We start from the raw sequence: 13,371 nt of genomic DNA, 5'->3' as shown, positions 1-13,371 counted from the left end.
GCCACCCCACAATAAAGCAGGCGCCCCGCGGGTGTGCGGGGCGCCTGGGAAAGCTGTTAGGCCGATGTGGCGGTCGCCTCCTCGGCGAGGTGCACAACACGGCTCCAGCCGAACGGTATTCCGTGAAGGCGGTAATTTGCGGCCCGGGGGACACAAACCACATCGGCAATCTTGAGTTAAGCACACCAGGGAGCCCTAAAGGTAATCGTGGCACGCTCTTGGGCCCCTGTTGGGAGGGGTTCCCGAGGCCCTGACCAGGCGCTCCGTACCGTCCTGAATCACCCGGAATCGGGCGGTGTGCGAAGATCGGTCAGGTGCGGGTCCAGCGGGGCTGGGCGACGTCGAAGACGCGCTGCTCACGGCCCCGCAGCGCCACCTCGGCGAACTGCCACAGGATCGCCCCCGTCGGCGCGTGGATCACGATGGACGGCCCCAGCGGCATCTGCAGCAGGTCGCCCCGCCAGCGCGGCACCCCCGGCGCGAGGAAGCGCTCCAAGGGGACGGCGTGCACCGACGCCACCTCCCGGGGATCGCCCACCGGCTCCTGCCGCCCGCCGAACGCCACCACCGGCGTGATCACGAACCCCGAGTCGGTGACGAAGTCGTCGAGCAGCCCGGCCACCTCGACCCCGGTGACGGCGGTCTCCTCGGCCAGCTCGCGCAGCGCCGCCGCCTCGGGCCGCTCGCCGTCGTCTGCCCGCCCGCCGGGCAGCGCCCACTGACCGGCGTTGCGCCCGGCCGCCGCACGGCGGATCACCACGACGTACGGGCTGCGGCGGGCGTCCTCCAGCACGCACACCGTGACCCCGGCCCTGCGCAGCCCGTCGGCGACCGGGACCTCCCGCCGCCTGAAAGCGGCCAGCCGGGCGGTGACCTGCGGACGCAGCTCGTCGATGGGCGGAAGCATCCGTCAAGGATCTCACGCCTCACGGTGCCTGTTACGGCGCCTGGACCGGGTCAGGTGGTGGTCAAGAGGATGCCGAGCAGGATGCCGATCAGCATGGCCGCGCCCGCGGCGGTGGCGGCCCACCGGCCGAGCGGCTCGCCGCGGGTGTGCCCGACGATGCCGAGCACCACTCCGGCCAGCCCGAACAGGATGGGGATGAACAGCAGGGCCATGGCCGCGCAGGCGAACCCGATGATGGACAGCATCTGGTCGCCGGGGCGCGGCTGGGCGTCGGGGGGAGTGCGCGGGGCGCCGTCGGGCGGGTCATGAGGTGAGGTCATCAGAAACCTCCGAGGAAACCCCCCGCCTGCGGGCGGGGGAGGATGTCAAGGGCCGGCTTCTCTCAAGCGGTGACGGTGTGTTCGTTCCCGGCATCCGCCCCTCTCAAGCCGTGAGTTGCGGAGGGAGCGGGCGGGCGTGCAGGACGTCGAGGCGGGAGACGGCGCGGGTGAGCGCGACGTACAGGCGGTTGAGCCCGCGCCGCTCGGCCTCGGCGATGGCGGCCGGTTCGGCGACGACGACGTGGTCGTACTCCAGGCCCTTGCACAGCGTGGCGGGCATGACGCTGAGGCGCTCGCCCACGTCGAGCCCCTCGTCCCTGAGCGCGGCGGTGAGTGCGGGGACGTCGGCGTCGGCGGCGATGACCCCGATCGACCCCTCGAACGTCATGGCCTCGCGCACCGCCGCGACCACGCCTTTACCCATGCCGGTGACGGGGGTGACGCGCAGCCGCCCGTCCGACCGGTACGAGCGCGTCTCGGGCACCCGCACCTCCAGCGCGGCCAGCAGCCGGTTGGCGAGGTCCACCACGGCGGCCGGCACCCGGAAGCCGGTGGTCAGCGCGACGACCTGGCCGTCCGGCTTGCCGAGCAGGGCCAGGCGGTCCTCCCATGAGGTGGCCGCCCACGGGGTGGTGCCCTGGGCCAGGTCGCCCAGCACGGTGAGCGAGCCGTGCTCGCTGCGCCTGGCGACGGCCCTGCACTCCATCGGCGACAGGTCCTGGGCCTCGTCCACGATGACGTGGCCGTAGCCGCGCGGCCGGTCGATGAGCCCGGCGATCTCGTCGAGCAGCACGAGGTCGGCCGCCGACCACTTCGCGGTCTTCACGCTCCGGGGCGGCTTCGCCCAGGTGAGCGCCTCACGTTCGGTGTCGGTGAGCAGGCCGCGGGCGGGATCGGGGGCGTCGCCGGTGGGGCCGCGCAGGACCTCGTACAGGACCTGGACGGGTTTGGCGGCCGGCCAGACGGTGTCGAGCCAGGTCGTGACGGCGCGGCCGATCTTGCGCAGCCAGGCGGCGTTCGGGGTGGCGCCGCGCGACTCGGCCTGCCGGTGGATGGCCGCGACGACGCGGGCGCGCACGCGTTCGCGGCCGACCGCGTACGGCAGGGACGCGCGGCGGGTGTCGTCCACGATGCGGCGCAGCTCGTCCTCGTAGACCCGCCAGCGGTAGGAGCCGTCGGGGACGGCGACCGGCTCGACCGGCTTGCCGATGCGCCCGTAGAGGGCTCTGCGCAGTACCTCGGCCATGCGGACGTCGTGCTTGACGGCGGCCGTGGCGGGGGCGTCGGCGGCGGTGACGGGGACGGTGGCGAGCAGCCGTTCGAGGGTGGTCTGCTCGACGTCCATCTCGCCGAGCGCGGGCAGGACGGCGGAGATGTAGCCGAGGAAGGCGCGGTTGGGGCCGAGGACGAGCACGCCCGACCGTTCGAGCCTGCGGCGGTGGGCGTAGAGCAGGTACGCGGCGCGGTGCAGGCCGACGGCGGTCTTTCCGGTGCCCGGCGCGCCCTGGACGCACAGCGAGGTGTCGAGGCCGGCGCGGACGAGGTCGTCCTGCTCCGGCTGGATGGTGGCGACGATGTCGCGCATGGGGCCGACGCGGGGGCGTTCGATCTCGGCGGCGAGGATCCTGCTCTCGCCCTCCTCGCCCTGGCCGAGCCGCTCGTCCTCGAAGCTCGTCAGGGTGAGGCCCGACCAGCCGAAGCGGCGGCGTACGGCGACGCCCTGCGGGTCGCGGGCGCTTGCCCGGTAGAAGGCCCGCGCGACCGGCGCGCGCCAGTCGACCACCACGGGCGTCCCGCCGTGCTCGCCCGCGATGTGGCGGCGGCCGATGTGGTACGCGCGTCCCCGGTGCTCGCCCGAGTCATGGCCGAAGTCGAGCCGGCCGAAGAACGGCGGGCCGTCGGGCGCCTCGCTCAGCTCCTTGGCCAGGCTCTTGAGGTGGCGTCCCAGCCGTTCTGCGCTGTAGCGGTCGCCGGCCACGGTCTCGCCGACGATGACGTTGTCCCGCGCGTCCTGGAGCATCCTGCGCAGGCCGTCCTTGCAGCGTTCGACGTACGCGCGCTCCTCGTCGAGCGTCGCCATCACACCTCCAAAGTGTTAACTCGGTTAAGATATTAACCAGGTTAACACTCTTGCTAGGGTGGGTCTCATGACGGGACTGCGGGAGCTGCAGCGGCAGCGGGTGCGCGAGGCCATCTCCTCGGCCGCCATCACGCTCTTCCTGGAGCGCGGCTTCGACGAGGTGCCCGTGACGGAGGTCGCGGCGGCGGCGGGGGTGTCCAAGCCGACGCTGTTCAAGTACTTCCCGACCAAGGAGGACCTGGTCCTGCACCGCATCGCCGACCACCTGGGGGAGTCCGCCCGGGTCGTGCGCGAGCGGGCCTCGGGGGAGTCGCCCGTGCGGGCGTTGCGCCGGCACTTCCTCGACGGGCTGGCCAGGCGTGACCCCGTGACGGGGCTCAATGACGAGCCCGAGGTGGTGGCGTACCACCGGATGGTCTTCTTCACCGCGCCCGGCCTGCTGGCCCGGCTGCACCAGCACATGGCGCGCGACGAGGAGCTGCTCGCCGGGGCGCTGGCCGAGACCTCCGACGAGCTGACCGCGACCCTGCTGGCCGGGCTGCTGGTGTCCACTCAGCGGGTGCTGGCACGGCGCAACTGGGCGATGCTGGCCGACGGCCGGCCGCTGGCCGAGGTGGAGGCCGATGCGGTGCGGGCGGCCGAGCGCGCCTTCTCCCTGTTGCCCGGATGATCGCCGGGAGCTTGCTCGCGCGATGCCCGATGGGGGCGAAGTTTAAGCAGGTGAGAGGGGGTGTAGTTGATATTCTGACGACCTCTTGACCGATTGCAAACTTCTGCAATTCGGGACATTCGCGGGGTTGTCGGGCACTCGGAGGGAGTGAGGGTGAGCGGTTCTTTCGCGCGCCGATGCCGTCACAGCAGCGATCTGATCGGTAACTCGACGTGACGGCCGAGCCTGGGGGCGGCGACCGCACCGCGCGATCCCGCCGCCTGTCCGCCGGACTGTTCGGCCGCGTGCGGTCCGCGCTGCCGCACCGGCCTGGCGGGATGTTCGGGCGCATGCTGGCATATTGCGGGGAATCCGCGGTGTTTCGGCGCGTTCGGGCGTTGTCGCCGCGGCGTGGCGATCTGGCGGAGATGCGTGGTAGTCCGCGTACCGACCTGATGGCCGGGTTGACCGTGGCCGTCGTGGCGCTGCCGCTCGCGCTCGGGTTCGGCGTCTCCTCCGGGCTGGGCGCCGCCTCGGGGCTGGCCACGGCCGTGGTGGCCGGGGCGCTGGCGGCGCTGTTCGGCGGATCCGCGGTGCAGGTGTCGGGGGCGAGCGGCGCGATGACCGTCATCCTCATGCCGATCATGAGCGCCCACGGCGCCACCGGCGTGTTCACCGTCGGCCTGCTGGCCGGTCTGCTGCTCCTCGGGCTCGCCCTGGCCGGGGCCGGCCGCCACGTGGCCATGGTTCCCGCTCCCGTCGTCGCGGGGTTCACCGTCGGCATGGCCTGCGTGATCGCGTTGCAGCAGCTTCCGTACGCGCTGGGCGTGCCCGCGTACGACAGCGACAAGGTGGCCGTCATCGCCTGGCACGCCGTCGCCGCCTTCCTCGCCACGCCGCACTGGTGGGCACTCGGCACCACGCTCGCCGTCGCCGTCGTCCTGCTGGCCGGGGCCGCGCTGCGGCCCGCCGTGCCGTTCTCGCTGGTCGCAGTTGCCGCCGTCACCATCGTCGCCGACCTGGCCGGGCTGCCGCTGGCCCGCATCGGCGCCCTGCCCGCCGGGCTGCCGGTGCCCTCGCTCGGCTTCCTCGACCTGGCCGCGCTGCCGTCCCTGCTCGCGCCCGCCGTCGCCGTGGCCGCGCTGGCGGCGCTGGAGTCGCTGCTGTCGGCGACCGTCGCCGACGGCATGACCGGGCGCACCCGCCACGACCCCGACCGCGAGCTGTTCGGCCAGGGCGTCGCCAACCTCGTCGCCCCGATGTTCGGCGGCATGCCGGGCACCGGCGCCACCGTGCGCACCGCCGTCAACGTGCGCTCGGGCGCCAGGTCACGGCTGGCCGCGCTGGCCCACGCGCTCATCCTGGGCGCCCTCGTCTGCACCGCCGCCGGCCTGGTCGCCCGCATCCCGCTCGCCGCGCTGGCCGGGGTGCTGCTCGCCACGGCCGTCCGCATGATCGAGGTCGGCGCCGTACGCGCGATGGTCCGCTCCACCCGCGCCGACGCCGTGGTGCTCGTGCTCACCGCCGTGGCCACGCTGACCCTCGACACCGTGTGGGCCGTCATCCTCGGGCTGGTCGTGGCCGGGGCGCTGGCCTTGCGGGCCATCGCCGGGAACGTCCGCTTCGACCAGGAGCCGCTCCGCCACGACCTGCAGCCGCAGCACACCGTGGAGGAGCATGCCCTGCTGGCCGAGCACATCGTCACCTACCGCCTGGAGGGGCCGCTGTTCTTCGCCGCCGCCCACCGCTTCCTGCTGGAGGTGTCGGCGGTGACCGGCGTGTCGGTGGTGGTGCTGCGCATGAGCCGGGTCAGCACCATCGACGCCAGCGGCGCGCTCGTGCTCGGTGACGCCGTCGCCCGGCTGGAGCAGCGCGGCATCGCCGTGTACGTGTCCGGCATCCCCGACGGGCACCACCGGCCGCTCGAGGCGCTCGGCGTGATCGCCCGGCTGCACCAGGCGGGCCGCGTGTTCGCCACCACCGACGAGGCCATCGCGGCGGCCCGCGAACGCCTCCACACCACCGGCATCGTCCCCCGCCTGGCCGGGTGACCTCTCCGCGAGGGCGGGTCAGGTTTGGTGCTGGTAGCGGGTGGCGATGGCGGTGGCGCGGGCGTGGAGGGCGTCCCGTAGCCATTGCGGCTCCAGGGCCTCCGCGCCGGCCGCGAGCTGCCACAGCGCCCAGACGGCGTGCCTGCGGTCCTGGAAGCTCACCTCCAGCCGCAGCCACCCGTCCTCGCCGGTCTCCTCGCTGCGTACGGACAGGGCGGTGCCCACCAGTTCCTCGCGCCGCTCGGGGTGCACCCGTACGACCACGCCGACCTGGTCGTCGCCATGCCGGAACCGGGTGCTGCGCTCCTGCCACGCCCGGTCCAGGTCCACCCGGTCGGGCCGCTGCGCGGGCTCGTCCAGTTCCTCGACGGCCAGCACCCGCGACAGCCGGTACGTACGGTCCTCCCCCGAGCGGGTCGCCAGCAGGTAGCCCCGCCCGCGCACGGTGACCAGCCCGATCGGGTCCACCGTGCGCCACGACGGCTCCCGGTCGGGCGGCGCGTAGCGCAGGCGCAGCCGTCGCCCGCCGAACACCGCCCGCAGCACCGTCGCCACCACCGTGTCAGGCACCTCGTCGGAGGGCTGACGGCGCGCGAGCAGGTCGGTCTCCGGCTCGATGAGCAGGCGTTCCGCCGCGCCCGCCGCGGTGTCGCGGTAGCTGTCGGGCAGTGCGTCCACCACCTTGAGCATCGCCGAGGCGAGCGCCGAGCCCAGCCCGAACGCCTGCGCGCCGCGCCGCGACCCGGCGACCAGCAGGGCGAGGGCCTCGTCATGATTCAGGCCGGTCAGCTCGGTACGGAAGCCGGGCAGCAGCGCGAAGCCGCCGTGCCGGCCGCGTTCGGCATAGACGGGGACGCCGGCGGCGGACAGCGCCTCGATGTCCCGCAGCACCGTACGCGTGGACACCTCCAGCTCGCGGGCCAGCGCGGCGGCGGACATCCGGCCGTGCTGCCGCAGCAGCAACACCAGGGAGACCAAGCGGTCGGCACGCACGCCGAGAACCCTACAGAGATACACGACACAAGATGTCGTGATTTGCCGGGAAGCTGATCACCGACGCGAACAACCGCGCCGGCGCTCACACGCGTCGGCCGATCTTGTAGAAGGAGCTGACTCCACGATGGAACGCACGGCGGTCAACCCGTGGCCGTGGTCGCTGAACCTGGGCTACAACCAGGGCGAGATCGTCTCGGGGGAGACCAGGACGCTGCACTGCTCCGGGCAGACCGCCATGGACGCCGACGGCAAGCCGCAGCACGCTGATGACATGGGCGCGCAGCTCGCGCTCAGCCTCGACAACCTGGAGGCGGTGCTCGCCGAGGCCGGCATGTCGCTGGCGGACGTCGTCCGGCTGAACGTCTACACCACCGACGTCGACCGCCTCTTCGAGCACTACGGCGTCCTGGCGGGCCGGCTCGGCGCGGCGGGCGTGGCACCGGCCACCACGATGCTCGGCGTCACCCGCCTGGCCCTCCCCGGCCTCCTGGTCGAACTGGAGGCCACCGCCGCCTCCTGACCCTCCCGCGCCCGCCCAGCCCCGGCGGGCGCGGCCTCGACCGCCCCAAGCCACCCGGCCCGTCCAGGGGGAAAGCGCGGTTCAGGCTAGGGGGCGGGGTTTGGGGAGGGTGAGGCGGTCGACGGCTTCGCGGCGGGTGCGTTCGGGGCGGCGGTCGTAGCGGGCCGTGGTCGCGGGGCTGGCGTGGCCGACCAGGGCCTGGGCGGTGGCGAGGTCGACGCCGGCGTCGAGCAGCTCGCCGATGAACGTGCGGCGGAAGTCGTGCGGCGTGCGGCGAGCCGCGCCGGCCGCCCCGAACCGGCGGGTCAGGATGTCGGAGATGCCCTGCCCGGTCAGCCCCACCGGCCGCCCGTCGCGCATCCGCAGCCGCCCGGCGGTGCTGATCGGGCTGAACAGCGCCCCCGGCGCGGTGCCGCGCACCGCCAGCCACCGCTCCACCAGCCCGATCGCGTCGGCGGTCAGGTAGACCAGGCGCTCCTTGTCGCGCTTGCCGCGCACCCGCAGCGAGCGCGCGCCCGGGTCGTAGTCGGCCAGCGACAGCCCGCCCAGCTCGGCGCGGCGGCACCCGGTCGAGTAGAGCACCGCGATCAGCGCCGCGTCTCGCTTGCCCGCCGGGGAGTCGTCGCACGCCGCCAGCGCCGCCCCCACCACCTCGGGCGGCACGTGGTGCCCGGCGGGCAGCCGGCTCTGCCGCACCGGAGCCAGGTCGGAGGCGCGCGCCAGGTCCTCGGCGCTGGTCTGCCCGAGCCGCCACGCCTCCTTCAGCACCCGGCGCAGCGCCACCAGGTGCTTGTTGACGTAAGCCGCCGACCAGCCCTGATCGGTGAGCATCGTACGGATGCGCACGGTGTGCTCGTACCGCAGCAGATGCCACGGCTGGCCCGCGCCCGTGGCGTGCTCGTCGCCGGTCAGCAGGCGGGCCAGCCGGTCGAGGCAGCCGCGCATCGTGCGGCGCGACTCGGGGCTGGTCAGGGAGTCGAGATAGACGTGGTACGGGTCGCGCGCCGGCTCGACCGGCGGCGCCCCCGCGGCGGATACGGCGGGCAGGCTCACCCGGACGATCTTAGAAGGGTCCGGTCAGCTCGCCCAGCTTGTCGGTCAGGCCGAGGTTCGCCGAGTAGTCGACGGGCACCGCGATCACCGACACCACGTCGTCGGTCAGCGCCTTGCGCAGCGTCGGCAGCAGCTCGTCCGCGCTGGAGATCCGGTAGCCGCGGGCGCCGAAGCTCTCGGCGTACTTGACGAAGTCGGGGTTGCCGAAGGCCACGTGGGAGTCGCGGCCCAGCTCGAGGTCCATCTTCCACTCGATGAGCCCGTACGCGCCGTCCTCCCACACCAGCACCACGAACGGGATGCGCTCACGCACGGCGGTCTCCAGCTCCTGCGAGTTCATCAGGAACGCCCCGTCGCCGGTCGCCGCCAGCACCTTGCGCCGCGGGTGGGCCAGCTTGGCGGCCAGCGCGCCCGGCACCGAGAACCCCATCGACGACAGCCCGTTGGAGACCAGCATCGTGTTCGGCTCGTACGTCGGGTACATGCGGGCCATCCACATCTTCACCGCGCCCGTGTCGGCCAGCACGATGTCCTCGCGGCCCATGGCCTCGCGGATGTCGCTCACCACGCGGCGGGGCGACAGCGGGAACCCGTTCTCCTCGCGCCCCTGCTCCAGCTCCTCGCGCAGCATGCGGCGGATCTTCTCGCCGGTGCCGTTCATGGTGAAGCGGCGGTGGACGGCGTCGCCGAGCGCGTGCAGCGAGCGCGGGATGTCGCCGTGCACGCCGACCGCCACCGGGTAGTGGTCGTCCACCTCGGCGGGGAACCGGTGCACGTGGATGATCTTCTTGTCGCGGGCCGGGTTGATCTTGACCGGGTCGAACTCCTGCAGCTCGTAGCCGACCGTGATGAGCACGTCGGCCTCGTCGAAGCCGAAGTTCACGTAGTCGTGGCGCATGAAGCCGACCGCGCCGAGCGCGTGCCGGTGGTCGTCGGGGAAGACGCCCTTGCCGTTGAACGTGGTCGCCACCGGCAGCCCCAGCTTCTCCGAGAACCGCACCAGCGCGTCGGACGCGCCCGCCCTGGTGGCGCCGTGGCCGGCCAGCACGATCGGGCGGCGCGCGGTGGCGAGGATCTCGGCGGCGCGGGCGACCTGCGAAGGTGAGGGGTCCTGGGGGCGTACGACGTTGAGCGGCAGCGGCGCGAGCCCCTCGGGCAGCGGCGCCGACTCGACGTCCTCGGGGATGGCCAGGTAGACGGCGCCCGGCCGCTCGGTCTGCGCGGTCTTGAACGCCTTGCGGATCAGCTCGGGCAGCGCCTGCGGCGACGGCGCCAGCTCCGACCACTTCGTGATCGGCCTGAACAGCGACACCAGGTCCACCACCTGGTGCGACTCCTTGTAGATGCGGTCGAGCCCCACCTGCGCCGTGATCGCCACCACCGGCGTGCTGTTGGTCGTGGCGTCGGCCACGCCGAGCTGCAGGTTGATCGCGCCGGGGCCGAGCGTGGCCGAGGCGACGCCGGCCTTGCCGGTCAGCCTGCCGTAGATCTCCGCCATGAACGCCGCGCCCTGCTCGTGGCGGACGAGGACATAGCGGATGGAGGAGTCGTTGAGCGCGTCGACGAAATGGATGTTCTCCTCGCCCGGGATGCCGAAGACGTATTCGACGCCCTCCGCCTCCAGAGCCTGCACGATGAGCTGGGCCGCCGTCCGTCGCGTGGCCTGCGCTGACATGCGAAACGCCTTCTTCCCTCTGTGACTGCACCCCTCACAGCACGCCTCGCCGCCGGTTCATTCCGCGCCCTCCGCCCGGGCCTGTGACCGGTCGTCATGGCATTGACAGCGCCTGGAACCCGCTTCTCACCAGGGAGCACAGTGGAGCCGTGCCCTGGACCGCGAACGCCGAACCCCGAACTGACCGGCCTCAGGCAGCGCGCCGGTTCAGGGCGGGTGCCCACATGCCTCAGGCGGCTGGGCGGTCAGGCTTGGGGCGGCGGCGGAGGGTGACGTCCGTGAGGGCGGGCGGGGGGTGGGCGACGTCGATGGGGCCGAGGTCGGTGCCTGGGGGGACGATCTCGTCGATGCGGTCGAGCAGGTCGTCGTCCAGGGTGACCGAGGCGCCGGCCAGGAGGTCGTCGAGTTGCTCCATCGTCCGGGGGCCGATGATCGCCGAGCTGACCCCGGGGTGGGCGATCGCGAACGCCATCGCCAGGTGCGTCAGCGACAGCCCGGCCTCCTCGGCGAGCGGGATGAGCCGCTCGACGGCGTCGAGCTTGCGCTCGTCGGTCATGTGCCGGGGCACCCAGTGCAGCCGCGCCCCCGAAGGCCCGGAACCGCCCTTGCGGTAGCGGCCCGTGAGCAGGCCCATCGCGAGCGGGCTCCACACCAGCGCCCCCATGCCGTGGCGACGGCACGCGGGCAGCACCTCGCGCTCGATGCCGCGGTTGAGCACGGAGTACGTGGCCTGCTCCGTCCGCGGCCGGTGCAGCCCGCGCCGCTCCGCCGTCCACTGGGCCTCGACGATCTCCGACGCGGGCGTGTTGGACAGGCCGAACGCCCGCACCTTCCCGGCCCGCACCAGATCCGTCAGGGCGGACAGCGTCTCCTCGATGTCGGTGTCAGGGTCGGGGTGGTGGATCTGGTAGAGGTCGATGTGGTCGGTACGCAGCCGCCGCAGCGACTCCTCGACCTCGGCCACGATCCACCGCCGCGAGCTCCCGCCCCGGTTGGGCCCCTCGCCCATGACGCCGTTGACCTTCGTGGCCAGCACGACGTCGGCCCGCCTGCCCTGGAGAGCCTTGCCGACGATCTCCTCGGACTCGCCGCCGGGCCCGTACACGTCGGCGGTGTCGATGACGTTCACGCCCGCGTCCAGCGCCCGGTGGATCATGCGGACGCACGCGTCGTGATCGGGGTTGCCCGTCCGCCCGAACATCATCGTGCCCAGCGCGAAGGGCGAGACCTGGATGCCGGTACGGCCCAGGGGTCGCGTTCTCATCAAAACTCCTTGAGCGTGGATACCCCAGGCTTCAGCCCCGGGGAGGAAACGCGGCACGATGCCGCACTTATCGAACATGCTCTCGATATTGAGCCGATCGCATGGTAGAAGTGAACCGTGGCGCAGGTTGTGAAGCGGGCCTACAAGTACCGCTTCTATCCGACTCCCGGGCAAGCCTCTGAGCTTGCCCGGACGTTCGGCTGCGTCCGTCTCGTCTACAACAAGGCACTTGAGGAGCGCACTCGCGCCTACCGGCTGGAAGGCCGCCGTGTCTCCTATGTGGAGTCCTCTGCGCGCCTGACGGAGTGGAAGCGCAGCGGCGAGTTCGACTTCCTGTCGGAGGTGTCGTCGGTCCCTCTTCAGCAGGCGTTGCGGCATCTTCAGGCGGCGTTCGCGAACTTCTTCGCCAGGCGCGCCACGTACCCCACGTTCAAGAGCAAGAAGAAGTCCCGGCTGTCGGCCGAGTACACCCGATCGGCGTTCCGCTGGCGTGAGGGCCGGTTGACGCTGGCGAAGATGGACACGCCGCTGGCCATCGTGTGGTCGCGTCCGCTGCCCGAGGGGGCCGAGCCGTCCACGGTGACCGTGTCGAAGGACGCGGCGGGGCGCTGGTTCGTCTCCCTGCTGGTCGAGGATAAGATCGCCTCGCTTGCCCCGGTGGAGCAGTCGGTGGGCGTGGATGCGGGGATCACGTCCCTGGCCGCGCTGTCCACCGGGGAGAAGATCGTCAACCCCAGGCATGAGCGCGCCGGCCGCCGCAGGCTGGCCAGAGCCCAGCGCGCCCTGGCACGCAAGGTCAAGGGCAGTGCGAACCGGGCCAAGGCCCGGCTGAAGGTCGCCCGTGTCCATGCCCGCATCGCCGACCGGCGTACCGATTTTCTGCACAAGCTCACCACTCGTCTCGTCTGTGAGAACCAAACGGTCGTGATCGAGGACCTCACCGTTCGCACCTTGGTGAAGAACCATTCGCTCGCCCGTGCCATCTGCGACGCCTCGTGGCGTCAGATGCGCGGCATGCTGGAGTGCAAGGCCCGGTGGTATGGGCGGGAGTTGCTGGTCGTGGGCCGGTGGTTTCCCTCCTCGAAGCTGTGCTCGGCGTGCGGCACCTTGCAGGAGAAGATGCCGCTGAACGTGCGGGAATGGGGTTGCGCCTGCGGCGCGATGCATGACCGGGACGTCAACGCCGCGATCAACATCCTCGCCGCCGGGCTGGTGGAGAGGCGAAACGCCTGTGGAGCCGGTGTAAGACCTCAAGGGCGCAGGCCCGGCGGGCGACCGGCGGAGAAGCAGGAAACCCTACCCGTGAGGGTCGGAACCCCCGGCTCCAGCCGCGGGGAGGATGTCAACACTCGTGTCCTTCGTGAAGATGAAGAAGGCGGCGGGGGGACGTCCGCCGCCCTGGAAGCCGTGGTCAGGAGGGGTCGTAAGGGGGGAGGACGTCCAGCACCCACGTGACGCCGAAGCGGTCCTTCACCATCCCGTAGACCGTCGCCCACTGGGCGGGCCCCAGCGGCTGCACGACGGTGGCGCCGTCGGAGAGCCTCTCCCAATAGCCGGTGATCTCCTCGACGTCCCCGCCTCTGACCGAGACGAAGAACGGCTTCTCGCCCGGCTCGTACGGCAGGTGCCCCGGCACGTCGTAGGCCATCACGCGGAAGCCGTTGCCCGCGCTCACCTGCCCCCACATCACCTGGTCGGCCTCGGCCTCCTCCGTCACGTTCCCGGCGTCCTTGTAGGTGATCACGGCCAGGTCGCCGCCGAACACCGACTGGTAGAAGGTGAGCGCCGCGCGGGCGTCGCCCCGGAAGTTCAGGTGGGTCACAACATCGATGGACATGGACGTTCCTTCGTCGCTC

At 72.2% G+C, this 13,371-nt stretch carries 12 protein-coding genes; 4 read left to right on the top strand and 8 right to left on the bottom strand.

What is annotated here, in order from left to right; all coding sequences use genetic code 11:
- Window positions 1-310 precede the first annotated feature (310 nt).
- From AB0K12_RS30230 to AB0K12_RS30220, 3 genes are all read right to left on the bottom strand, one after another.
- Entirely contained in the window at window positions 311-907 is a 597-nt protein-coding gene (locus AB0K12_RS30230) for a CoA pyrophosphatase (RefSeq protein ID WP_364568514.1), read from the bottom strand.
- 50 nt (window positions 908-957) lie between these two features.
- Entirely contained in the window at window positions 958-1,227 is a 270-nt protein-coding gene (locus AB0K12_RS30225; RefSeq protein ID WP_364568511.1) for a hypothetical protein, read from the bottom strand.
- A gap of 103 nt (window positions 1,228-1,330) precedes the next feature.
- A complete protein-coding gene (locus AB0K12_RS30220; RefSeq protein WP_364568508.1) occupies window positions 1,331-3,307 on the bottom strand; it encodes an ATP-binding domain-containing protein in 1,977 nt (658 codons plus the stop codon).
- Between the two features lie 67 nt (window positions 3,308-3,374).
- Between AB0K12_RS30220 and AB0K12_RS30215 the strand changes: the two genes are divergently transcribed.
- Both AB0K12_RS30215 and AB0K12_RS30210 read left to right on the top strand, forming a co-directional pair.
- Entirely contained in the window at window positions 3,375-3,977 is a 603-nt protein-coding gene (locus AB0K12_RS30215) for a TetR family transcriptional regulator (RefSeq protein ID WP_364568505.1), read from the top strand.
- Window positions 3,978-4,384: 407 nt separating this feature from the next.
- Window positions 4,385-6,007, top strand: coding sequence for a SulP family inorganic anion transporter (locus AB0K12_RS30210; protein WP_364568503.1), 1,623 nt, complete (start codon window positions 4,385-4,387; stop codon window positions 6,005-6,007).
- An 18-nt stretch (window positions 6,008-6,025) separates the two neighbouring features.
- Here AB0K12_RS30210 and AB0K12_RS30205 read toward each other — a convergent pair whose 3' ends face one another.
- Window positions 6,026-7,000, bottom strand: coding sequence for a WYL domain-containing protein (locus tag AB0K12_RS30205; protein ID WP_364568500.1), 975 nt, complete (start codon window positions 6,998-7,000; stop codon window positions 6,026-6,028).
- Between the two features lie 127 nt (window positions 7,001-7,127).
- On the opposite strand from AB0K12_RS30205, the gene AB0K12_RS30200 reads away from it, so the two are divergent.
- Complete coding sequence (locus AB0K12_RS30200) at window positions 7,128-7,523, top strand: RidA family protein (protein WP_364568497.1); 396 nt, start codon at window positions 7,128-7,130, stop codon at window positions 7,521-7,523.
- An 81-nt stretch (window positions 7,524-7,604) separates the two neighbouring features.
- On the opposite strand, the gene AB0K12_RS30195 is transcribed toward AB0K12_RS30200, so the two are convergent.
- The 3 genes from AB0K12_RS30195 to AB0K12_RS30185 form a co-directional block, all read right to left on the bottom strand.
- Window positions 7,605-8,576 carry a tyrosine-type recombinase/integrase gene (locus AB0K12_RS30195; RefSeq protein WP_364568494.1) on the bottom strand — a complete coding sequence of 324 codons (972 nt, stop codon included), beginning with the start codon at window positions 8,574-8,576 and terminating at the stop codon, window positions 7,605-7,607.
- Between the two features lie 10 nt (window positions 8,577-8,586).
- On the bottom strand, window positions 8,587-10,251 hold the full coding sequence (locus AB0K12_RS30190; RefSeq protein WP_364568491.1) for an acetolactate synthase large subunit: 1,665 nt from the start codon (window positions 10,249-10,251) through the stop codon (window positions 8,587-8,589).
- Window positions 10,252-10,480: 229 nt separating this feature from the next.
- Window positions 10,481-11,515: an aldo/keto reductase gene (locus tag AB0K12_RS30185; RefSeq protein WP_364568488.1), complete on the bottom strand. Its 1,035-nt coding sequence runs from the start codon at window positions 11,513-11,515 to the stop codon at window positions 10,481-10,483.
- A 117-nt stretch (window positions 11,516-11,632) separates the two neighbouring features.
- Between AB0K12_RS30185 and AB0K12_RS30180 the strand changes: the two genes are divergently transcribed.
- Window positions 11,633-12,970, top strand: a complete 1,338-nt coding sequence (locus AB0K12_RS30180; RefSeq protein WP_364568485.1) for an RNA-guided endonuclease TnpB family protein — start codon at window positions 11,633-11,635, stop codon at window positions 12,968-12,970.
- Here AB0K12_RS30180 and AB0K12_RS30175 read toward each other — a convergent pair.
- Window positions 12,927-13,352 carry a VOC family protein gene (locus AB0K12_RS30175; protein WP_364568482.1) on the bottom strand — a complete coding sequence of 142 codons (426 nt, stop codon included), beginning with the start codon at window positions 13,350-13,352 and terminating at the stop codon, window positions 12,927-12,929. The genes AB0K12_RS30180 and AB0K12_RS30175 overlap by 44 nt on opposite strands.
- Window positions 13,353-13,371 lie beyond the last annotated feature (19 nt).

Source organism: Nonomuraea sp. NPDC049419 (assembly GCF_040676995.1).
Lineage (GTDB): Bacteria > Actinomycetota > Actinomycetes > Streptosporangiales > Streptosporangiaceae > Nonomuraea > Nonomuraea salmonea.
Note: the sequence above shows the minus strand (reverse complement) of the source record. Positions and strands in the feature narration are given on the sequence as shown.

What these genes read in the sequence shown, in the direction of transcription:
- AB0K12_RS30230 (WP_364568514.1), bottom strand. Translation starts at nt 907, where the DNA reads ATGCTTCCGCCCATCGACGAGCTGCGTCCGCAGGTCACCGCCCGGCTG.
- AB0K12_RS30225 (WP_364568511.1), bottom strand. Translation starts at nt 1,227, where the DNA reads ATGACCTCACCTCATGACCCGCCCGACGGCGCCCCGCGCACTCCCCCC.
- AB0K12_RS30220 (WP_364568508.1), bottom strand. Translation starts at nt 3,307, where the DNA reads ATGGCGACGCTCGACGAGGAGCGCGCGTACGTCGAACGCTGCAAGGAC.
- AB0K12_RS30215 (WP_364568505.1), top strand. Translation starts at nt 3,375, where the DNA reads ATGACGGGACTGCGGGAGCTGCAGCGGCAGCGGGTGCGCGAGGCCATC.
- AB0K12_RS30210 (WP_364568503.1), top strand. Translation starts at nt 4,385, where the DNA reads ATGCGTGGTAGTCCGCGTACCGACCTGATGGCCGGGTTGACCGTGGCC.
- AB0K12_RS30200 (WP_364568497.1), top strand. Translation starts at nt 7,128, where the DNA reads ATGGAACGCACGGCGGTCAACCCGTGGCCGTGGTCGCTGAACCTGGGC.
- AB0K12_RS30190 (WP_364568491.1), bottom strand. Translation starts at nt 10,251, where the DNA reads ATGTCAGCGCAGGCCACGCGACGGACGGCGGCCCAGCTCATCGTGCAG.
- AB0K12_RS30185 (WP_364568488.1), bottom strand. Translation starts at nt 11,515, where the DNA reads ATGAGAACGCGACCCCTGGGCCGTACCGGCATCCAGGTCTCGCCCTTC.
- AB0K12_RS30175 (WP_364568482.1), bottom strand. Translation starts at nt 13,352, where the DNA reads ATGTCCATCGATGTTGTGACCCACCTGAACTTCCGGGGCGACGCCCGC.